Source organism: Streptomyces purpurascens, from assembly GCF_045040895.1.
Taxonomy (GTDB): Bacteria; Actinomycetota; Actinomycetes; order Streptomycetales; family Streptomycetaceae; genus Streptomyces; species Streptomyces purpurascens.
Genome location: NZ_CP108341.1, coordinates 3,684,620 through 3,706,240 on the forward strand (window position 1 = coordinate 3,684,620; position 21,621 = coordinate 3,706,240).

At 71.2% G+C, this 21,621-nt stretch carries 17 protein-coding genes; 8 read left to right on the top strand and 9 right to left on the bottom strand.

Features of this window, described 5'->3' with window-relative positions; translation table 11 throughout:
* Positions 1-4: 4 nt before the first annotated feature.
* A complete protein-coding gene (locus tag OHU35_RS16675; RefSeq protein ID WP_189724014.1) occupies positions 5-520 on the bottom strand; it encodes a DUF6912 family protein in 516 nt (171 codons plus the stop codon).
* A gap of 312 nt (positions 521-832) precedes the next feature.
* Here OHU35_RS16675 and OHU35_RS16680 point away from each other — a divergent pair, with 312 nt between their 5' ends.
* Positions 833-1,552: an Rv3235 family protein gene (locus OHU35_RS16680; protein WP_189724015.1), complete on the top strand. Its 720-nt coding sequence runs from the start codon at positions 833-835 to the stop codon at positions 1,550-1,552.
* 109 nt (positions 1,553-1,661) lie between these two features.
* Here OHU35_RS16680 and secA read toward each other — a convergent pair whose 3' ends face one another.
* A complete protein-coding gene (gene secA, locus OHU35_RS16685) occupies positions 1,662-4,508 on the bottom strand; it encodes a preprotein translocase subunit SecA (RefSeq protein WP_189724016.1) in 2,847 nt (948 codons plus the stop codon).
* A gap of 278 nt (positions 4,509-4,786) precedes the next feature.
* Here secA and OHU35_RS16690 point away from each other — a divergent pair, with 278 nt between their 5' ends.
* Positions 4,787-5,356, top strand: coding sequence for a GNAT family N-acetyltransferase (locus OHU35_RS16690; RefSeq protein ID WP_189724017.1), 570 nt, complete (start codon positions 4,787-4,789; stop codon positions 5,354-5,356).
* Between the two features lie 104 nt (positions 5,357-5,460).
* A complete protein-coding gene (locus OHU35_RS16695) occupies positions 5,461-6,633 on the top strand; it encodes a winged helix-turn-helix domain-containing protein (RefSeq protein WP_405505774.1) in 1,173 nt (390 codons plus the stop codon).
* A 19-nt stretch (positions 6,634-6,652) separates the two neighbouring features.
* On the opposite strand, the gene OHU35_RS16700 is transcribed toward OHU35_RS16695, so the two are convergent.
* The 7 genes from OHU35_RS16700 to mtnA all read right to left on the bottom strand — a co-directional run bounded on the left by OHU35_RS16700 (position 6,653) and on the right by mtnA (position 15,788).
* Positions 6,653-7,399 carry a response regulator transcription factor gene (locus OHU35_RS16700; protein ID WP_010039804.1) on the bottom strand — a complete coding sequence of 249 codons (747 nt, stop codon included), beginning with the start codon at positions 7,397-7,399 and terminating at the stop codon, positions 6,653-6,655.
* A 207-nt stretch (positions 7,400-7,606) separates the two neighbouring features.
* Positions 7,607-8,302: a ribosome hibernation-promoting factor, HPF/YfiA family gene (hpf, locus tag OHU35_RS16705; protein ID WP_189724019.1), complete on the bottom strand. Its 696-nt coding sequence runs from the start codon at positions 8,300-8,302 to the stop codon at positions 7,607-7,609.
* 313 nt (positions 8,303-8,615) lie between these two features.
* Positions 8,616-9,515, bottom strand: a complete 900-nt coding sequence (locus OHU35_RS16710) for a ComF family protein (protein ID WP_405505776.1) — start codon at positions 9,513-9,515, stop codon at positions 8,616-8,618.
* A gap of 133 nt (positions 9,516-9,648) precedes the next feature.
* Positions 9,649-11,481 (bottom strand): LpqB family beta-propeller domain-containing protein, encoded by a 1,833-nt coding sequence (locus tag OHU35_RS16715; RefSeq protein ID WP_405505777.1) that lies wholly within the window; start codon positions 11,479-11,481, stop codon positions 9,649-9,651.
* Positions 11,471-13,744 (bottom strand): MtrAB system histidine kinase MtrB, encoded by a 2,274-nt coding sequence (mtrB, locus tag OHU35_RS16720; protein WP_405505779.1) that lies wholly within the window; start codon positions 13,742-13,744, stop codon positions 11,471-11,473. The genes OHU35_RS16715 and mtrB overlap by 11 nt, the downstream gene beginning before the upstream one ends.
* A gap of 1 nt (position 13,745) precedes the next feature.
* Positions 13,746-14,435 carry a two-component system response regulator MtrA gene (gene mtrA, locus OHU35_RS16725; protein WP_009188938.1) on the bottom strand — a complete coding sequence of 230 codons (690 nt, stop codon included), beginning with the start codon at positions 14,433-14,435 and terminating at the stop codon, positions 13,746-13,748.
* 201 nt (positions 14,436-14,636) lie between these two features.
* On the bottom strand, positions 14,637-15,788 hold the full coding sequence (gene mtnA / locus OHU35_RS16730) for an S-methyl-5-thioribose-1-phosphate isomerase (RefSeq protein WP_189724022.1): 1,152 nt from the start codon (positions 15,786-15,788) through the stop codon (positions 14,637-14,639).
* A 140-nt stretch (positions 15,789-15,928) separates the two neighbouring features.
* Here mtnA and OHU35_RS16735 point away from each other — a divergent pair, with 140 nt between their 5' ends.
* Genes OHU35_RS16735 through OHU35_RS16755 form a run of 5 tightly spaced genes read left to right on the top strand, consistent with a single transcriptional unit; the run spans position 15,929 to position 21,560 of the window.
* A complete protein-coding gene (locus tag OHU35_RS16735; RefSeq protein ID WP_405505781.1) occupies positions 15,929-17,293 on the top strand; it encodes a glycerophosphoryl diester phosphodiesterase membrane domain-containing protein in 1,365 nt (454 codons plus the stop codon).
* A gap of 4 nt (positions 17,294-17,297) precedes the next feature.
* On the top strand, positions 17,298-18,068 hold the full coding sequence (locus tag OHU35_RS16740) for a DUF4129 domain-containing protein (protein WP_405505783.1): 771 nt from the start codon (positions 17,298-17,300) through the stop codon (positions 18,066-18,068).
* Entirely contained in the window at positions 18,065-19,261 is a 1,197-nt protein-coding gene (locus tag OHU35_RS16745) for a DUF4350 domain-containing protein (RefSeq protein WP_405505784.1), read from the top strand. Before OHU35_RS16740 ends, OHU35_RS16745 begins: the two co-directional genes overlap by 4 nt.
* Positions 19,261-20,250 carry a MoxR family ATPase gene (locus OHU35_RS16750; protein ID WP_189724069.1) on the top strand — a complete coding sequence of 330 codons (990 nt, stop codon included), beginning with the start codon at positions 19,261-19,263 and terminating at the stop codon, positions 20,248-20,250. The genes OHU35_RS16745 and OHU35_RS16750 overlap by 1 nt, the downstream gene beginning before the upstream one ends.
* A complete protein-coding gene (locus tag OHU35_RS16755) occupies positions 20,250-21,560 on the top strand; it encodes a DUF58 domain-containing protein (RefSeq protein ID WP_405505786.1) in 1,311 nt (436 codons plus the stop codon). Before OHU35_RS16750 ends, OHU35_RS16755 begins: the two co-directional genes overlap by 1 nt.
* Positions 21,561-21,621: the final 61 nt, after the last annotated feature.

Consider the following 21,621-nt stretch of genomic DNA (forward strand, 5'->3'; position numbering starts at 1 on the left):
CCCCTCAGTCCCCCTGCCCCACCAGGTTCGGGATCTCCTGCGTGGCGAACCACAGCAGCTCGTGATCCTCGGCACCGTCCACGACGAACTGCGCGTCGTCGTCCCCGGCATCCGCCGCCCCCAGCGCCGCGGCAGCGGCCGTCACATCCGCCTCCGCGTCATCCGCGTCGACATGCACCGACGCCGCCCTGGCCAGGGCCACGGCACCCGAAACCCTTACCTCCCCCAGCGCCGCCGGATCGAGCCCCCGGTCGGGATCGGCGTTCGCCGCCCGGTCGGGCACGTCCACGGCCACCACGACCCGGCGCCGCGGCACCCCCGGCTCGATCGCCAGCAGCCGCAGCGAGGCCAGCGCGGCCCGGTTCAGCGCCGCGTACTCCAGTTCCTCGATGTCGTCGGAGACGTACCACTCACGCAGCGCGGGCGTCACGGCGTACGCCACGAACGGCCCGGCTCCCAGCTCACCCGTTTTGTACGCCTCGGCGAGACCGGGGAGGGTCAGGGGCACGTAGACACGCATGGCTGGCCGCTTTCGTGGTCGGTTCAGGTCGGAGGGCTCAGGAGGGCCCCGGAGGGCCTCCAGGATACGTGCGGGGGTCCCCTTTCGAGTCCCGGCCCGTGACGCCGGACACGTCCACCCCGGGCCCGTGATTCACCCGGCGCACCCCCGCACTGACGGGCCCCTGGGCCCCCGGATCACCCGGATAGGTGAACATTCCGGCGCCCTCGGCCCGAGGCCCGCTCCCTTGCTCCTGCCCCCGTCCGCCCCGTACAAGATCACCAACCCGAAGTTACTCACCGGTATCCGCCGGCCCACGAAACGGGGACCCCCATGAACAAGGTCATGACCAGGGCACAGCACCGCCCGCCGAACCGCCCCCCGGCCCGCCGCGACCCCCGCCGCCCCGGCGGCACCGCCTCACGCACCCCTGCCACCGCAGCCCCACGCACCCCCGGCAGCACCGCTCCTCCGCGCACCTCCGGCAGCACCGCCCCTCCGCGCACCCCCGGCGGAGGCCCCACCCGCACCACGGCCGCGGGAGACCGTCCCCCGGCCGCCCGCCGCGCCGAGACGGCCCACACCCGTCCCACGGACACCCGCCCGCCAACCCCCTCCGGCACCCGCACAGCAACCCGGCCCACGCCCGGCACCCCCGCGGACACCACACCCCGCGTCCCGGCCCAAAGCCCCCGCCGGGCGATCCCCCAGCCGCTCCTGCCCACCGACCTCTTCGCCGACCTCCTGCTCGCCGTCCTCAGCGGCCGCCGCCCCGTCCACTCGATGCTCCGCCACACCCGGGGCCGCGCCTACGACGAACTGGCCTGGCTCGCCGAACGCGGCCCCCTGCGCACCCGCGGCGCCCGCCCCGTCGTCCGGGACATCGGCTGGTTCGAACCCCGCGCCGGTGCCATCGAGGCCTTCGCCCGCATCGGCGCCGGAGACCGGCTCCGCGCCATGGCCTTCCGTCTGGAACTCGGCCAGGACCTCCGCTGGCGCTGCACGGCGGTGGAACTGGGCGGCCCGCGCCCGCCCCGCGCGGAGGCCGACTGAGGGACGCGCCGGCCGAGGCCGCGGACGCCGAGCCGAGCCACCCCAAGCCGAAGGGCCGGACACCCTCGGGTGTCCGGCCCTTCAAGCCGCTACGGTGCCTCGGCCACCGTCACTTCTTACGGCGCCCCCGGCCCCGCGCCTGCTTCCGGCGCTCCGCGCGCGTGAGGCCGTCGGACTCGGAACGCACCGGCTCGCCGTCCTCGGTGAAGTCGCCCTCGATGGTGCCGCCCTCACCGTCGACCGTCGGCGCGGAGAAGTGGAGGTTGCGCCGCTGCGGGACGTCGAGCCCCTTGGCACGGATCTCCGGCCGGGAGCCCGCCTGCGCCGGCACGGCGTCCTGCTTCTCCAGGTCGGCCACCGGCTTGGTGTCCTCGACGGGGACCTCCTCGACCTGCTGCTCGACCTGGACCTCCAGGTTGAACAGGTAGCCGACGGACTCCTCCTTGATGCCCTCCATCATCGCGGTGAACATGTCGAAGCCCTCGCGCTGGTACTCGACCAGCGGGTCCTTCTGCGCCATCGCGCGCAGGCCGATGCCCTCCTGGAGGTAGTCCATCTCGTAGAGGTGCTCGCGCCACTTGCGGTCCAGGACCGAGAGCACGACCCGGCGCTCCAGCTCACGCATGATCTCGGAGCCGAGCTGCGCCTCACGCTCCTCGTACTGCTCGTGGATGTCGTCCTTGATGGAGTCGCCGATGAACTCGGCGGTCAGCCCGGCCCGGTCGCCGGCCGCCTCCTCGAGCTCCTCGACCGTGATCTTGGACGGGTAGAGCTGCTTGAAGGCACCCCACAGCCGGTCGAGGTCCCAGTCCTCGGGGAAGCCCTCGGCCGTCTCCGCCTGGACGTAGGCGTCGATGGTGTCGTCCATGAAGTGCTGCACCTGCTCGTGCAGGTCCTCGCCCTCCAGGACGCGGCGCCGCTCGCCGTAGATGACCTCACGCTGGCGGTTGAGGACCTCGTCGTACTTCAGGACGTTCTTACGGGTCTCGAAGTTCTGCTGCTCGACCTGCGACTGGGCGGAGGCGATCGCGCGCGTGACCATCTTGTTCTCGATCGGCACGTCGTCCGGGACGTTCGCCATCGACATCACGCGCTCGACCATCTGGGCCTTGAACAGCCGCATCAGGTCGTCGCCGAGCGAGAGGTAGAAGCGGGACTCGCCCGGGTCGCCCTGACGGCCGGAACGACCGCGCAGCTGGTTGTCGATCCGCCGCGACTCGTGGCGCTCGGTGCCCAGCACGTAGAGACCGCCGAGCTTCTCGACCTCGTCCTTCTCGGCCTGGACGGCCTTCTCGGCCCGCTTGAGCGCCTCGGGCAGGGCGTGCGCCCACTCCTCGATGTGCTCCTCGGGATCGAGGCCGCGCTGGCGCAGCTCCGCCTCGGCGAGGTCCTCGGGGTTGCCGCCGAGCTTGATGTCCGTACCACGACCGGCCATGTTCGTGGCCACCGTGACGGCGCCCTTGCGGCCGGCCTGGGCGACGATGGTCGCCTCACGGTCGTGCTGCTTGGCGTTCAGCACCTCGTGCTGGATGCCGCGCTTGCTGAGCTGCTGCGAGAGGTACTCGGACTTCTCGACCGAGGTGGTGCCGACGAGGATCGGCTGGCCCTTGCGGTGCTTCTCCTCGATGTCGTCGACGACGGCCTCGAACTTGGCGACCTCGGTCCGGTAGATCAGGTCCGACTGGTCCTTGCGGACCATCGGCCGGTTGGTCGGGATCGGCACCACGCCGAGCTTGTAGATCTGGTGGAACTCGGCGGCCTCGGTCATGGCCGTACCGGTCATGCCGGCCAGACCGTGCTCTTCCTTGCCGTTGTGGTCGTGGCGCTTGTAGAGGCGGAAGAAGTTCTGGAGGGTGATCGTGGCGAGCGTCTGGTTCTCGTCCTTGATCGGCACCCCCTCCTTCGCCTCGATCGCCTGGTGCATGCCCTCGTTGTAACGGCGGCCGGCGAGGATACGTCCGGTGTGCTCGTCGACGATCATGACCTCGTCGTCGATGATGACGTAGTCCTTGTCCTTCTTGAAGAGCTCCTTGGCCTTGATGGCGTTGTTCAGGTAGCCCACCAGCGGCGTGTTCACCGACTCGTAGAGGTTGTCGATGCCCAGCCAGTCCTCGACCTTGCTGACGCCGGACTCGTGGATGGCGACCGTGCGCTTCTTCTCGTCGACGTCGTAGTCGCCGGTCTCCTCGATGCCCTTGAGCGGCTGGCCGGCCTCGCCGCGCTTGAGGCGCTTGACCAGCTTGGCGAAGTCGCCGTACCACTTGGTGGCCTGGTCGGCCGGGCCGGAGATGATCAGCGGCGTACGGGCCTCGTCGATGAGGATGGAGTCGACCTCGTCGACGATGGCGTAGTTGTGGCCGCGCTGGACGAGCTCGTCCTGGGACCACGCCATGTTGTCGCGCAGGTAGTCGAAGCCGAACTCGTTGTTCGTGCCGTAGGTGATGTCGCAGGCGTACTGCTCACGGCGCTGAGCCGGCGTCATGTTGGCGAGGATGCAGCCGACCTCGAGGCCCAGGAACCGGTGGACGCGGCCCATCATCTCGGAGTCGCGCTCGGCCAGATAGTCGTTGACCGTGATGATGTGGACGCCCTTGCCCGACAGGGCGTTCAGATACGCCGGCAGCGTGCCGACGAGGGTCTTGCCCTCACCGGTCTTCATCTCTGCCACGTAGCCCATGTGCAGGGCGGCGCCGCCCATCATCTGCACGTCGTAGTGACGCTGGCCGAGGACGCGCTTGGCGGCCTCGCGGACGGTGGCGAACGCCTCGGGCAGCAGGTCGTCCAGGGTCTCGCCGTCGGCGTAGCGCTGCTTGTACTCATCGGTGAGGGCCCGCAGCTCGGCGTCGGAGAGGTCGACGAAGTCCTCTTCGATGGATGTGACCTGGTCCGCGATGCGGTGCAGCTTGCGCAGGATCTTGCCTTCGCCTGCACGCATGATCTTCGAGAGGACGGACACGGGGGTTGGTCTCCTTGCCGGTCGGGCCTGGGACGGTCGGTTACCACTTGACTTACTGAGCAACGGCCATCGTATGCGAGGACCCCACCGCGCCGGGAGGGCCTGCCGTGACGGCGACCGTGCGCCGCTTCAATTCTGATTCGTCTGCTTCAAAGGGGACAACGTCCGGGCGCCGCGGATAGTGCCGCATCCCCCGACCGAATTAAGCGAAGCGTGATATGGCGCTCACCCACCGCAAACAGATGGCACCTTCGACGGCCTCCGAGCAGAATCGGCCGATGGACCCCGTCATCCTCACCACGGACCGCCTCATGCTGCGCACGGTCGGACCCCAGGACACCGACGCGGTGTACGACGCCTGCCAGGACCCCGACATCCAGCGCTGGACCACGATTCCCTCGCCCTACCTCCGCGAGCACGCCGAGGGCTTCACGGAACAGATGGTCCCGGACGGCTGGGCGGACGGGTCCATGTTCACTCTCGGCGTCTTCCTCCACTCCGGAGAACTGGCGGGCATGCTCGGCATCACCATGCGCGCCCTGGGCGTCGGCGAGATCGGCTTCTGGGCCACCAAGCAGCACCGCGCCAACGGCTACATCACGGAGGCCGTCCTCACCGCCTGTCGCTGGGCCTTCGTCCACGCCGCGCTCGACCGCGTCGAATGGCGCGCCGAGGTGGGCAACCGCGCCTCCCGCGCCGTGGCGGAACGCTCCGGCTTCACCATCGAAGGCACCCTGCGTGCCGCCGTCAACAACAAGGGAGTACGCCGAGACTCCTGGGTCGGCTCCCTCCTCCCCTCGGACATGAGCCTCCCGTCAACGGCCCCGTACCTCCCGGCGCCGTCTTAGCTGCCGAGCTGGACCCACCCCACCCCAGCGCCAACGCCCAGCACCGACCAGCAAACCCCCAGCTCACCCACCACTGTCAGTCCCACCCCCTATCGTGCAAAACCATGACCACCCCGCGCCCCACGACAGCGCTCTCCGCAGACGAAGCCCGGAGGCTGGCGCTCCGCGCCCAAGGTTTCCTCGGCGCCCCGGACCGCCGCTCCGGCGTCCGCGGCATCCTCCGCCACCTGGGCGCGATACAGCTCGACACCATCTCGGTCCTGGCCCGCTCCCACGAGCTCGTCCCGTACGCCCGCCTGGGCGCGGTAGGCCGGAAGACCGTCGAGAACGCCTACTGGAAAGACACTCACGCCTTCGAGTACTGGTCCCACGCGGCCTGCATCCTCCCCATCGAGGAGTGGCCCCACTTCGCCTTCCGCCGCCGCTCCTACCGCAACCGCCCGCACTGGAACCAGGAACTCCCGGACGGTGTCTACGACCAGGTCATCAAGCAGCTCCGCTCCGAAGGCCCCCTCACCGCGACGGAGTTGGGCGGCGCGAAGAAGACGAACGACTGGTGGGACTGGTCCGGCACGAAGGTCGCCGTCGAACGCGCCCTGATGTACGGCGAGGTGGTCTGCGTGGAGCGCCGCGGCTGGAAGCGCCTCTACGACCTCGCCGAGCGTGCCGTCCCGCAGCCCCTGTTGCACGACGAACTCGACGACACCGAGTGCGTACGCCGCCTGGTCCGCCTGGCGGGCCAGTCCCTCGGCGTCGGCACCCGCGCGGACATCGCCGACTACCACCGCCTCAAGGGCGAACAGGTCGACGCGGTGATCGCCGACTCGGGCCTGGTCCCGGTCACGGTCGAGGGCTGGGGCAAGCCGGCCTGGGCCGACCCCGCGGCCCTGGAGACACCTCCGCGCGGCCGCCACCGCACCACCCTCCTGTCGCCCTTCGACTCCCTGATCTGGGAGCGGGCGCGCACGGAGCGGATCTTCGGCTTCACCCACCGCCTGGAGGCCTACGTCCCCAAGCAGAAGCGGGTGTACGGCTACTTCGCGATGCCGGTCCTGGCCGGCGGCCGGCTCGTCGGCCGCGTGGACCCGGCCCGCGAGGGCGGCACTCTGGTGGCCAGGCAGGTCACGCTCGACGGCCCGAAGGCGGTCCCAGCCGTGGCCCAGGCCCTGGCCGAGGCGGCGACCTGGGTGGACTGCACGGACGTACGCGTGGAGCGGGTCGACACACCGGCTCTGCGCGAGCCCCTCACGAAGGAGATCGCCCGCATCCTCGGCTGAGCTCTACCGGATCACCGATTCACCGAATCTCGAGAATCTTCTCCCGCATCGCGTACACCACCGCCTCCATCCTGGAGTGCAGCTGCAGCTTCTCCAGGATGTTGCGCACATGGTTCTTCACGGTGTTCTCGGAGATGAACAACTCCTTGGCGATGTCACGGTTGTTCATCCCCGTCGCGACGAGTTTGAGGACTTCGAGTTCGCGGTCCGTCAGCCGCGGTGCGGGCACCAGCCGGCGCTCGTCCGTGCGCTGGATCATCGACTTGAACTCGGTGAGCAGCTTCGACGCCATGGACGGACTGATCTGTGACTGCCCGTCGGCCACCGCGCGAATGGCGGTGGCCACCTCGTCCGTCGAGATCTCCTTGAGGAGATAGCCGGTCGCACCCGCCTTGATGGCGTCGTAGAGATCGGCTTCCTCGTCGCTGATCGTCAGCATGATGATCTTGGCGCTGGGCGCGACTTCCTTGATGGAGGTGCACGCCTCGATCCCGCCCCGCTTGGGCATCCGCACGTCCATCAGAACGATGTCGGGCAGCAGGTCGGCGGCCTTCTCGACGGCCTCGGCGCCGTCGCCGGCCTCCCCGATGACCTGGATGTCCTCCTCGGCCGCGAGCACGATCTCCAGGCCACGGCGGAACAGGGCGTGGTCGTCCACCACAAGGACTCTGATCGGTTCCTTGCGTGGAGAGTCCGTGTCCGGGCCCATGCCGACGACGCCATCGTCGGCATCCTCGTCACGCATCGGTCCGAAGCTGTCCGCCATCGTTCCTCCCCCTGAAGGCTGCGGCCTGTGGTCCTGAGCCATCGCCAACCCAGAGCAACGACCCACCGGTTGGGTCGTGGCCACCATGATTTCATGCCCGGACGGCACCGGGACGACCGAGCGGGGCGCGCAGTGGTCGCACAGGGGTGCCCCTGGGGGCGCACACGCGCTCCAGGGGCACCTGCTCCGCTCTGTCACCCGGCACGGTCAGCCGCCGAGCGCACCGCCCGCATCGGGGGCGTGCACCTGTGTGACCATCGTGTCCGTGCTGAGGTGGATCACGCCGTAGTCGTAGGCGTGCCGCCGGTAGACGACACTCGGTTCCTTGGTCTCGGAGTCGACGAACAGGTAGAAGTCGTGCCCGACCAGCTCCATCTCGTAGAGAGCCTGGTCGAGGGTCATGGGCGCTGCGACGTGGGTCTTCTCGCGGACGACGATGGGGCCGTCACCCTGCACTTCCAGCGAGCCGATCTTCTTCGTCGGCACGGCTGCCGGCTCTTCCTCCGGAGTCGGCACCAGGCCATTGCCGTTGAGCGTCGCCACGCCCGGGACGTGATCGGCGACCTCGGCGGCCGGAATCCGGCGCGAGCCACGGCGCGAGAACCGCTTGTCGTGTTGCCTGCGCAGCCGGGCTTCCAGCTTTTCCGCCGCCAGGTCGAGCGCCGCGTACGGATCGCTCGCCGCTGCCTCCGCCCGGATCACCGGACCGCGGGAGCGGAGCGTGATCTCCACTCGGTCGCAGCGGTCGGCCTGCCGGGGGTTGGGCTCCTTGGACACCTCGACGTCGAGGCTGATCACCTTGCCATCGAGCTTCTGGATCTTCTCCAGCTTCAGCTTCTCGGCCACGTGCTTCCGGAACCGCTCGGGCACCTCGGTCTTGCGGCCCTTGACGACGATGTCCACGCAGAACTCCGTTCCCGGATCACTCCGCTTCGGTGCGGAGCATCTCCCTTTTGCACCAGGTTCCGGTGAGGCCCGGAACCTCGGACACTCGGTGACTTCCACCTCCTCCCCCGTGAGCGAGATCTCCACTCCACCGTCGCGAGTGATGAAGAAAAACCCGCAGCACGGCATTCGGTTTTGAGAGGTGTGGCCTGCGGCTTTCCCTCTCAACCGAACATATCTCGCCCGGACGGATGTCGTCACCCTCTACTGCGGCGTACCTCCGTTCAGGTGAATAGGCCCTCTCGTTACCTGCAACGACGCAAGTACTCAGTCAGTTCCGGTTTATTTCGAAAGAGTCCGGTGATGCCGCGACCACAGCCGCGCACACCACGTCAACGACTCCGCCGGCGCCGCCCGCGCCCGTGATTCCCTGCCGGGCGGGCCATCGGCCCGTCCTCTCTCGCGTTGATCCGACGTTCTGTTCTTCTCTGCTTTCCCACGTCTCTCCCCTGTACACGGCCCCAGTCCCCGCAGCGTTCGAAACCGGCCCCGCCGCCGAGCGCACGGCACGCGCCGCTTCCGTCAGGGACGCCCCCGTGGTCATCACGTCGTCGACGAGGACGACCAGGCCTTCGGAGAGCAGCCGGGCACCACCGGGCGCCACCGCCAGTGCGCCCGCGAGATTGTCCAGCCGCTGCCGGGAGTTGAGCCCCGACTGGTCGGCCACGGCCCTCCGCTGCCGCAGCACGCCGAGCGCCCTGGCCGGCACCCCGCTCCGCCGCAGCTCACCTGCGGCCGCCAGCGCGATCCGCCGCGCCGGATCATGCCCCCGGGCCCGCACGGCCCGCCGCCCGGACGGAACGGGCACGAGCAGCACAGGCGCCCCGATGCCCCGCGACCACGCCCCTCCGGCCCCGGGCCAGGACCCACTCCGCGCTCCCGGAAGCCCCGCCCGTACCGCTCCCGCCAGAACGGCCCCGAGCGGACCGGCCAGCGCCAGAGCACCCCGTTCCTTGTGGGCCAGCAGCGTCGCCCGTACCTCGTCGGCGTACCGTGCCGCCGCGTGCACCACAGGCAGTCCCGACGGCTCCGGCACCGGCCGCACCCGGTGCGCCACGGCTCTGCTCAGCACCGCACGGCACTTCGCGCACAGCACCGTACGAGGTGCCCCGCAGCCCCCGCACTCGCCCGGCAGCACCAGGTCGGTGAGGTCCCGCCACCACCCCCGCATGGCCACCACTGTGCCAACAGCGAGGGCACCCGGCCACCCCTGTGGATAACTCCCTGTGGACAACGCACGGGGCCGTGCCGACGGCCGGCTTTCACCGGCCCCGCCAGGACGCCTCACATCCCCACCGGGACCCTCACCCCGGATAGACCGGCGCCGTCCCCTCCGTCACCTTCTGCCACTGAGCGCCCGACGGCAGCCGGACGATCCCGTCCACCGAGTACGCCACCAGCGGCAGCCGGTCGTCCTCGGCGGCGGTGACCTCCTTGACGCCGGTCAGGGCCGCGGGCGCCGGCACGTCCGGCGTGGAGCCGTCGACCTGGACGTACCGCATCTGCTCCACGCCCCCGTGCTCGCGCCCGACCACCACGAGCCGGCTGTCCCCGGCCCACGACATGGCCGTGACCTCCTCCAACTCCGGCGTCGCGGAGCGAAGTTCGACCACCCTGACGGCCGGCTTCTCCCCCGGCTTCTCCTCCCGCTCGATCAGCCCGATGAGCAGGGTCTTCTTGCCGCCCTTCTCCACCACGAGCGCGATCCGCACCCCGTCGGCGGCCACCCGCACGGACTGGATCCGCCCGTCCAGGTGCGGTGTGCGCACCTCCAGCGGATCGCCCTTGCCCTCCTCGAGCAGCAGCAGCCGGGGATCGTCCGGGTCACGGTCGGCCACCCACAGGCCGTCGTCCGCGTCCCAGCTGGGTGTCGTCAGCCGGTCCTCCTCGGTCCGGCCCTGGCTGCGCAGCACCGGCTCGCCCAGCGAGCCGCCCGAGACCAGCGACCCCACGTACAGCGACCTGCCGTCGAGGCCGACACCGGCCGCGGTGTGCTCGTCCCGCGACACCGCCACCGACCGCAGCGCCGTGTCACCCTCGCCCAGCGCCCCCGGCGCCGTGTCCGGCTTGGTGTCGCTGCTCCCCGCCGGGATCCGTACGAGCCGGTCCTTGGCGTCGACGAAGTACAGGTAGTCGGGGTGGCGCGCCGAGGTCCGGAAAGCCGCCGCATCGGCCGCTTCCTGCGTGAGCGAGCACAGCTCGGCCCCGTCGGCCCGCAGCTCGACCTCGTCCACCGCGGGGCTGAGATTCCGCAGCGTGAAGAGCGTCTGGGCCGCCATCTCCTGGCACCTGTTGGTGCCGATGCCCGCGGCCTTGTCGTTGAGCGGGACCGTCAGCTTGTTCCGCTCGTCGGGCGTCAGCGCTCCGGCATCCTTCGCCAGCGCCGTACCGGTGGGGACGCTCGACCTGACCACGGGCCCGAGCCACCGCGTGGGCCCGTTGAGCAGGGAGCGCACCATCTGCGTCGTGGGGTCCACGCGACGGCGTACGTAGACGGGGTCGGCGACCGCCGTGGGCTGCGTGTTCGCCCCGGCCGCCATGGTGTTCGAGGCGAAGTAGTACTTGCTGACGGACATGTAGTTGCGCTGGAAGTCCGACTGACCCATGAGGACGCCCTGGGGCAGCGCGTCGATCCGCCACTGCCCGCTCTTCTCGTCCTGCGTCAGGTGCACGGTCCTGCCGTAGGCCCCGGTCGCCGGCGCGTACGACTGCTGCGCGTCCACGGTGGCCACCTTGGTGCCGGTCAGCGTGTACGAGATCTCGCCGGTGTCCTCCCGGCCGCCGGCACCCTCGGCCTTGGCACCCGGCCCGTCCGTGAGCACCGTGGTGGACAGCTCCGGCCGCCAGGTCTTCGCGGCCTCGCCGGTCAGGTACTGGCGCGCGGTCTTGTAGTGCGGATCGTCGCTGGTGAGCGCCTCCAGGAAGCCCTGCACGATCTCCGAGGGCGGCGCGTCCTCCCCTGGCGGCACGGCGAACACCCGCACCTGGGTGTCCTGGCGCGGTGTCGACTCCACGCCCCGCAGATCCCCGCTGTCCGGCATCGAGGCACACCCCGCCAGCACCAGCACGCCACCGGCGGCGTACGCCATCACGCGCGCGGGCGTACGCCGACCGCGCCCCTCGCGGTCAGCGCCCACGAGATGCCTCCCCTTGCCTGTCCGCGTCTCCCGGCTCGGCTTCCCTGCCCGAGCCCGCGGAGCCGTTGTCCTTGTCCCGCGGCCCGCTCACGGCCGGTTCCCGGGGCGTCCCCGCAGGGCCACTGCCGGCCCCGTCACGAGCCGTCCCGGCCGGTTCACCCGCATCCTCGTCACGAGCCGTCCCCTCCGTACCACCCACGCCACCGGCGCCGGACGCGCCCGCCGGACCCTCCGCACCCCCGCCGCGAGCCGACTGCTCCGCTGCCGCCGGATCGTCCTGCCGCCGCGTGCCCGAGGCGGGCCGCGGCACCACACGCGCGCCGTTGCCGGGCAACGCCGTCGGATCGGCCGTGGGGGCCACGGTGGACGCCCGCGGTATCGGGTTCCGCGCCGGCCCCGGCGGCACCGGACCGCCCGCCGGCTGCGCCGGCACGGTCGCCCGCTTCTCGCCGTCCCCGCCGCCGCACGGCAGACCCGCGTCGTCGAGCCCCCGGTTGCGCCGTGAGTCCTTGGGCTCCAGCGGTATCGGGGAGCCCCGCAGCGGCTCGTCCGCGGTCCTCGGCAGCGTCAGCCGGAACTGCGAGCCGCCGCCCGGCTCACCCCACGCCTGCAGCCAGCCGCCGTGCAGCCGCGCGTCCTCCAGGGCGATGGACAGCCCCAGCCCCGTACCACCCGTGGTACGCGCGCGTGCCGGATCGGCCCGCCAGAAGCGGCTGAACACCCGGGTCGCCTCACCCGGCTTCAGCCCGACCCCGTAGTCCCGCACCGCGACGGCGACCGCGCCACCGGCCGCGGCGAGCTTGACGACGACGTCCCTGCCCTCACCGTGCTCCACGGCGTTCACGACGAGGTTGCGCAGCACGCGCTCCACACGCCGGGCATCGGCCTCGGCGACGACGGGCTGCTGGTCACCGAACACCCGGATCTGCGTGCCCTTGCGCTCCGCGAGCGGCTCGGCCCCGCTGACCACCCGCCGCACGACCTCCCTGAGGTCTATCGGCTCCGCCTCCAGCGCCGCGGCACCCGCGTCGAAACGGCTGATCTCCAGCAGGTCCGCGAGCAGCGACTCGAACCGGTCCAGCTGATCGGCGAGCAGCTCCGCCGACCGCGCGGTGATCGGGTCGAAGTCCTCCCGCGCCTCATGGATGACGTCCGCCGCCATCCGTACGGTCGTCAGCGGCGTACGCAGCTCGTGCGACACGTCCGACACGAACCGGCGCTGCATGCGCGACAGGTCCTCCAGCTGGCTGATCTTCAGCTGAAGGTTCTGGGCCATCTTGTTGAAGGCCTCGCCGAGACGCGCGATGTCGTCCTCGCCGGTGACCTTCATCCGTTCCTGAAGCCGCCCGGCCGACAGCCGCTCGGCGATCCCCGCCGCCATCCGCACCGGCGTGACGACCTGGCGCACCACCAGCCAGGCGATGGCCCCGAGCAGCACCACGACGAACAGCCCGGCCGTCGCCAGAGTCCCCTTGACCAGACTCAGCGACTTCTCCTCCTGGGTGAGCGGGAAGAGGTAGTACAGCTGGTACGGGTCCCCGTTCGGGTCGTTGACCTGCTTGCCGATGACCAGGGCGGGCTGGGAGTCCTTGGTGTCGTTGTTGTAGATCACGCGGCTGTAGCTCTGCGCGGCCGTCGTACTGCTGCCGATCCGCTCCCGCAGCGCCGCGGGCACGCTCTTGCTCCAGTCCACCTCACCGGAGGCACGCGGACCACGCCCGCCGGCACCGTCGGCGTCGGAAGCCGGGAGCGTGACCACGTCAAAAGCGCCCTGCCCGCCGCTGGACAGCGAGGACACCAGGTCACTCATCCACTGGATGACGTTCTGCGCGGGACGGCCGTCCGCCGTGGCGACATCGTCGCCGGTCCCGCTCGCCGCCTCGTCGGCCCGCTGCTTGGCCACGGCGAACCCGCCGGTGGCCTGGCTCTGGGACGCCTTCACCTTGGCGTCCAGCAGGCCGTTGCGCACCTGCCCGATGACGACGAAGCCAAGCAGCAGGACCACGCCCAGCGACATCAGCAGCGTCGTGGCGACGACCTTGAGCTGGATGTTGCGCCGCCACAGCCGCATGACGGGCAGCAGCGGCCGGCGCACCCACCGCATGAACAGGCGGATGACCGGACTGCCCTGGACTCCGCCCTGGAGCAGCAGCCCGCTCTCCAGGAACCGTCCCCAGCGGGAACCCGCCTTCTTCCGCCCGACAGGCCGCCCCGGGCGGGCCCCGGACCGTCCGGGCGCCGAAGCGGCACTGTCGCCGGACATGTCAGCTCGGTCCTGCCTTGTACCCGACACCACGGACGGTCACCACGATCTCCGGCTTCTCCGGGTCCTTCTCGACCTTGGAGCGCAGCCGCTGCACATGCACGTTGACCAGCCGCGTGTCCGCCGCGTGCCGGTAGCCCCACACCTGCTCCAGCAGCACCTCGCGCGTGAACACCTGCCACGGCTTGCGCGCGAGCGCGACCAGCAGGTCGAACTCCAGCGGCGTCAGCGCGATCGACTGCCCGTCCCGCTTCACGGAGTGCCCGGCCACGTCGATGACCAGGTCACCGATGGCGAGCTGCTCCGGAGCGGGCTCCTCCGACCTCCGCAGCCGCGCCCGGATCCGGGCGACCAGCTCCTTCGGCTTGAACGGCTTCACGATGTAGTCGTCGGCACCCGACTCCAGGCCCACCACGACGTCGACCGTGTCGCTCTTCGCCGTGAGCATCACGATCGGCACCCCGGACTCCGCCCTGATCAGACGGCACACCTCGATGCCGTCCCGACCGGGCAGCATCAGGTCCAGCAGCACCAGATCGGGCTTGGCCTCACGGAAAGCGGCCAGCGCCTTGTCACCGTCGGCCACGAAAGACGGCTCAAAACCCTCACCACGCAGCACGATGCCGAGCATCTCGGCCAGTGCGGTGTCGTCGTCGACGACAAGGACTCGTCCCTTCATAAACGACATCATCCCATTCTCATAACAGTGGCGAAGGCAGTGGTGAGGTAGGTCACCGGCCAGTGACCATAGTCGCAGCAAGCGCTACTGTCTGCCCTCGCCCGCCCACAGTTGATCTCTACGACGCCCGCTGGCCCGGGCCCCCGGCACACCGGCGAGGGACACGACAGCCGGAGCCCGCCCGCCCCGCACACGCTCCGGCAGCCGTCCGAATCAGCCCGTCGTCACCCTGCGCGACCGCGCACACACCTCGGCGAGCGCCTCAGCCGTCACCGGCGAAACCACGCCTTCCTCCGTGACGATCGCCGTCACCAGCTCGGGCGGGGTCACGTCGAACGCCGGGTTGTACGCCTGCGTCCCGAGCGGCGCCACGGGAATGCCGCCCCCTGCCTCCTGCGCACCGGCGACCGGCACCTGCGGCGCCACCACCTCGGTCACCTCGTGACCGGGACGCTGCTCGACCTCGATGGACGCCCCGTCCGGGGTGTCCGGATCCACCGTCGTCACCGGCGCCACCACGATGAACGGCACATGGTGGTACCGCGCGAGCACCGCCAGCGGATAGCTCCCCACCTTGTTCGCCACCGAACCGTCCGCCGTGATGCGGTCCGCCCCGATCAGCACGGCGTCCACCTCCCCGGCGGCGAACAGCGACCCCGCCGCGTTGTCGGTGAGCAGCGTGTACGCCAACCCGCTGCGAGCCGCCTCGTACGCCGTCAGGCGAGCGCCCTGCAGCAACGGACGCGTCTCGTCCACCCACAGCCGCCGGAGCCGCCCCGCCCGGTGCGCCGCGAGCCCCACCGCGAACGCCGTCCCCTCCCCGCCCGACACCAGCGAACCGGTGTTGCAGTGGGTGAGGATCCGGTGCCCGCCGCCGGGCAGCAACTCGTCCAGCAGCGCCAGCCCGTGCTCGGCCATCCGCGCACTGGCCTCGGCGTCCTCCCGGTGCAACTGCCGCGCCGCCGCCAGCGCCGCCGAGGCCGCCTGCCGGACATCACCGCCCTTGGCGAGCGCCGCCTCGTGAGCCGATTGCGCCCGGCGCACACCGAGGGCCAGGTTCACCGCGGTCGGCCGGGCGCTCGCCAGCGCGGCCGCGGCCTCGTCCACGTCGAAGCCCCGCACGGCGGCGAGCGCGACACCGTACGCCCCCGCGATACCGAGCAGCGGCGCCCCTCGCACGGCGAGCGAGCGGATCGCCTCCACCAGCGCGGGCGCGTCCGTACAGACCAGTTCGACCTCCTCGGCCGGAAGCCTCGTCTGGTCGAGAAGGACCAGAACGGGTCCTTCCGGTGGCTCCTCCCAACGGATCGCGGGGATCTCGGTCGGCCGCTTGTCATCGCCGCTGTACGCGTACTGATCAGCCATGCGGTCAGTCTGCCCCCTGCAGAGCGGACAATTGAAGGTACGCAGCCCATACCGCCGCCGGTCATTCCAAGACCACCCCATGGCACGATGGCTGCCAACCTGCCGCCGCGACCGCGGACGGGCACCGTGAAGGAGCGACGATGAACGACACTCCGGGCTGGGCCTCGCCCGGATCCGCCCCGTCCGACGGGCAGAAGCCGGACCAGTCCGGCGCTGCCGAGCCCACCGACCGCCCCGGCCCCGCACAGCCCGCGGACCAGCCCGGCCAAGCGGCCCAGCCGGGCCAGGCCCCGCAGGGCCCCGGCCCGCAGTGGTCCAAGGACCAGCCGCCACCCGCCCAGTGGTCCGCCCCCAGCGGCCCGACCGTCCCCGGCCAGGCTCCCCCGCCCCCACCACCCGGCCCGGGCTGGGGCACCCAGCCCCCCGGCGGCCACGGAGCCCCCGGCGGATACGGCGGATACGGAACCCCCGGCGCCTATGGCGGCTGGGGAAGCGGCTGGGGCGGCCCCCCGCCCGCCGCCAAGCCCGGCATCATCCCGCTCCGCCCGCTCGGCGTGGGCGAGATCCTCGACGGCGCCGTCTCCACCATGCGCACCTACTGGCGCACGGTCCTGGGCATCTCCCTGACCGTCGCGGTCCTCACCGAGATCATCGTCGTCCTGTTCCAGGGCCTCGTCCTCGACGACTCCAGCACCGAAGCCCTCAACGACCCGAGCGCCACCCTCAGCGAGCTGAGCCGCGCCATGAGCGACGCCATGCTCAACTCCAGCGTCGTCTTCGTGATCTCCCTGGTCGGCACCGTCATCGCGACCGCACTGCTCACCACCGTCACCAGCCGCGCCGTACTCGGCAAACCGGTGACCATCGGCGAGGCCTGGCGGGACGCCCGCCCTCAGGTCGTCAAACTGTTCGGCCTCATCTGCCTGTTGCTGCTCATCACCGCCGGCATCGTCACCGTGGGCACCCTGCCCGGCATCCTCGTCACCATCTCCGGGAACACCGGGGCAGGCGTCGCCCTCACCGTCCTGGGCGTCATCGGCGCCGGCATCGTCGCCCTCTGGCTGATGATCCGCTTCTCCCTGGCCTCGCCCGCCCTGATGCTGGAGAAGCAGGGCATCAAGAAGGCCATGAGCCGCTCCGCGAAGCTGGTCCAGGGCACCTGGTGGCGGATCTTCGGCATCCAGCTGCTCGCCACGATCATCGCGAACGTCGTCGCCTCGATCATCGTCATCCCGTTCACCTTCCTCGCCGCGGCCCTCAGCGGCGACGGCCTCACCGGCTGGCTCAACAGCGGCGGCGCCGGCCTCGGCTGGACGTTCCTCATCGTCAGCGGCATCGGCGCGGTGATCGGCTCCATGATCACCTTCCCGATCACCGCCGGCGTCACCGTGCTCCTCTACATCGACCAGCGCATCCGCCGCGAGGCCCTCGACCTCGAACTGGCCCGCGCCGCAGGCGTCCAGGACTACGGCTCCCACGCCCCCGGCGTCACCCCGGGGAGCTGATGCGGTGAGCTGGGCGGGGGAACCTCTCACAACGGCACTGCCACGCACCGCCATACGAACACTGCTGCACGCCGGCGACACCTCCGTACTGTCGTCGGCGCACTCCACCGACGAGCCGCCCCTCACCACCCCACGCGACCCCGCGCGCGAGGCGGCCCGACGCGAGCTGTCCAAGCGGATGTACCACGAGAACGACCCCAGCCTCTTCCAGCGCGCCCTCGACGCCTTCTGGGACTGGCTCGGCAAACTGTTCAACGCCGCCTCGTCCGCAACACCCGGCGGCACACTCGGCCTGCTCGTCATCATCCTGGCCGTCATCGCGGTCCTGGGCGCCCTGTGGTGGCGCCTGGGCACCCCGCGCCGCCAACCCACCTCGTCCGCCGCCCTCTTCGACGACCGCCCCCGCAGCGCCGCCGACCACCGCGCCGCCGCCGAGGCACACGCCGCCCAGGGCCACTGGAACCAGGCCGTCCAGGAACGCATGCGGGCTCTCGTCCGCGCCCTGGAGGAACGCGCACTCCTCGACGTCCGCCCCGGCCGCACCGCCGACGAGGCCGCCGCCGAAGCCGGCCGGGCCCTGCCCGCCCACACCGACCGACTGCGCGCCGCCGCCCGGGACTTCGACGACGTGACGTACGGCGGCCGCTCGGCGACCGAGCAGTCGTACCACCGCATCGCCGAACTCGACCGCGACCTGGAACGCACCAAGCCCCAGCTCGCGACCAGCAGCGCCCACAGCACGGCCCCCCACACCCGCCAGGGAGCCGCCGAATGACCACCGAGGCCACGCTCCCGTCCACCTCGGCCTCGCCCACCGCCCGCCAGGTGTGGACCCGCACCCGCGGTGTCGCGCTCGCCCTCGTACTGCTCGTCGCGGCAGCCATCGCCATCGCCGTGATCCGCTCCGACGCCCGCCACGGCGAACTCGACCCGCGCTCCGTCGACCCCAACGGCAGCCGCGCCGTCGCCGAACTCCTCGCCGACCGTGGCGTGGACACCCGCGTGGTGACCACCCTGGACGAGGCAGCCGCCGCATCCGGCCCGGACACGACCCTCCTGGTCGCCACCCCCGACCTGCTGACCCGAGGTCAGCAGTCCCGCCTGCACGACTCGTTCGCCGACTCTGGCGGCCGCACCGTCCTGGTCACCTCCGGCAGCGCCTCCGTCGAACGGCTCGCCCCCGGCGTCACCGCCGACCCCGCCACCAGCCTCGACTCGACGCTCGCCCCCGACTGCAACCTGCCCGCCGCCCAGCGCGCCGGCACCGCCGACACGGGCGGTGTCCGCTACACCACCACCCACCTCGACGCCGACCAGTGCTACCCCAGCGAGCGCCTGGCCACCCTGCTGCGCATCCCGGACACGACCGGGAACGGCGACACCGTCGCCCTCGGAGCACCCGACATCCTCCTCAACGACCGCCTCGACCAGCAGGGCAACGCCTCGCTCGCCCTCCAACTCCTCGGCTCCCGACCCCATCTGGTCTGGTACCTCCCCTCGCTCTCCGACACGTCGGCCACCGCCACCGACGACGAACGCGGCTTCTTCGACCTGCTCCCCTCGGGCTGGCTCTGGGGCACCCTGCAACTCTTCATCGCCGCAGCCCTGGCCGCCCTCTGGCGGGCACGCCGACTCGGCCCCCTCGTGCCCGAAAAACTCCCCGTGGCGATCCGCGCCTCCGAAACCGCCGAAGGCCGCGCCCGCCTCTATCGCAAGGCCGACGCCCGCGACCGCGCGGCAAACGCTCTTCGCTCCACGACCCGCACCCGCCTCGCCCCCCTCACAGGCGTCCCCGTCACCCAGGCGCACACGCCCGAGGCCCTGCTCCCCGCCCTGTCCGCCCACCTCCACGGCGACGGACAGGACCTGCACGCACTCCTCTTCGGACCACCGCCCAGCGACGACGCAGCACTCATCGCACTCGCCGACCGACTCGACGCCCTCGAAAGAGAGGTACGCCGTCCATGATGGACCCGACCACTGACAACGCCGGGCAGACCGGGGACCCGGGCACCGCCCGAGCCGCCCTGGAGGCCCTGCGCGCCGAGATCGCCAAGGCCGTGGTCGGCCAGGACCCCGCCGTGACCGGCCTCGTCGTCGCCCTGCTCTGCCGCGGCCACGTCCTCCTCGAAGGCGTCCCCGGCGTCGCCAAGACCCTCCTGGTCCGCGCCCTCGCCTCGGCCCTCGAACTCGACACCAAGCGCGTCCAGTTCACCCCCGACCTGATGCCGAGCGACGTGACCGGCTCCCTGGTCTACGACACCCGCAGTGCCGAGTTCTCCTTCCAGCCCGGCCCGGTCTTCACCAACCTCCTCCTGGCGGACGAGATCAACCGCACGCCCCCCAAGACCCAGTCGTCCCTCCTGGAGGCCATGGAGGAACGCCAGGTCACGGTCGACGGCACCCCCCGCCTCCTCCCCGACCCGTTCCTGGTCGCAGCGACCCAGAACCCGGTGGAGTACGAAGGCACCTACCCCCTCCCGGAAGCCCAGCTGGACCGCTTCCTCCTCAAACTCACCATCCCCCTCCCCTCCCGCCAGGACGAGATCGACGTCCTCACCCGCCACGCCGAGGGCTTCAACCCACGCGACCTCCACGCCGCCGGCGTACGCCCCGTAGCGGGCCCCGCCGACCTGGAGGCAGCCCGCGCGGCGGTCGCCAAGACGACCATCTCCCCGGAGATCACCGGCTACGTCGTCGACATCTGCCGCGCCACCCGCGAGTCACCGTCCCTCACTCTCGGCGTCTCCCCCCGAGGCGCCACGGCCCTCATGGCCACCGCCCGCGCATGGGCCTGGCTGACAGGCCGTGACTACGTCATCCCGGACGACGTGAAGGCCTTGGCCCTCCCCACCCTCCGCCACCGCGTACAACTCCGCCCGGAGGCCGAAATGGAAGGCGTGACAGCCGACTCGGTCATCAACGCGATCCTCACCCACGTCCCCGTCCCCCGCTGATGGCACTCACCGGACGCGCCGCCCTCCTCGCGGCCCTGGGCTCCCTCCCCGTCGGCATCTGGGAACCCAGCTGGACGGGCATCCTGACGGTCAACGCACCCCTGGCCGTGGCCTGCGCCTGCGACTTCGCGCTGGCGGCCCCTGTACGACGCCTGGGCCTGACCCGCTCCGGAGACACCTCGGTACGCCTGGGAGACACAGCAGACGTGACTCTCACGATCACCAACCCGTCCCGCCGCCCCCTCCGCGCCCGGCTGCGCGACGCCTGGCCCCCCAGCAGCTGGCAGCCAGGCACGGAAACGACGGCCTCCCGCCACCGCCTCACCGTCCCCGCAGGAGAACGCCGACGCGTGACGACCCGCCTCCGCCCCACCCGCCGAGGCGACCGCCAAGCCGACCGGGTCACCATCCGTTCCTACGGCCCCCTCGGCCTCTTCGCCCGCCAGGGCACCCACAAGGCTCCCTGGACGGTTCGGGTCCTGCCCCCGTTCACCAGCCGCAAGCACCTGCCCTCAAAACTGGCCCGCCTCCGCGAACTGGACGGCCGCACCAGCGTGCTCACCCGCGGCGAGGGCACCGAATTCGACAGCCTCCGCGAGTACGTCCCCGGCGACGACACCCGCTCCATCGACTGGCGCGCCACAGCCCGCCAGTCCACGGTCGCCGTACGCACCTGGCGCCCGGAACGCGACCGCCACATCCTCCTGGTCCTCGACACCGGCCGCACCTCGGCAGGCCGCGTGGGCGACGCACCCCGCCTCGACGCGTCCATGGACGCGGCCCTCCTCCTCGCAGCCCTCGCCTCCCGCGCCGGCGACCGGGTCGACCTCCTCGCCTACGACCGGAAGGTCCGCGCCCTCGTCCAGGGCCGCACAGCAGGCGACGTCCTTCCGTCCCTGGTCAACGCGATGGCCACACTCGAGCCGGAGCTCGTCGAAACGGACGCCCGAGGCCTCACAGCCACGGCGCTCCGTACGTCACCCCGACGCTCCCTGATCGTGCTGCTCACCAGCCTGGAAACGGCCCCCATCGAAGATGGCCTGCTCCCGGTCCTCTCCCAGCTCACCCAGCGCCACACGGTCCTACTGGCATCGGTGGCAGACCCGCACATCACCGAGATGGCCGCGGCACGCGGAAACACCGACGCCGTCTACGAGGCCGCCGCAGCAGCCCAGGCCCAGTCCGAACGCCACCGCACGGCAGAACAACTCCGCCGTCACGGCGTCACGGTCGTGGACGCGACACCGGATGACCTGGCGCCGGCGCTGGCGGATGCGTATCTGGCATTGAAGGCGGCTGGACGCCTATGACATTCAGGGCCTCGGCGAGGGGCCCTGAAACGCAGAAAACCCCGCATCCGAAGATGCGGGG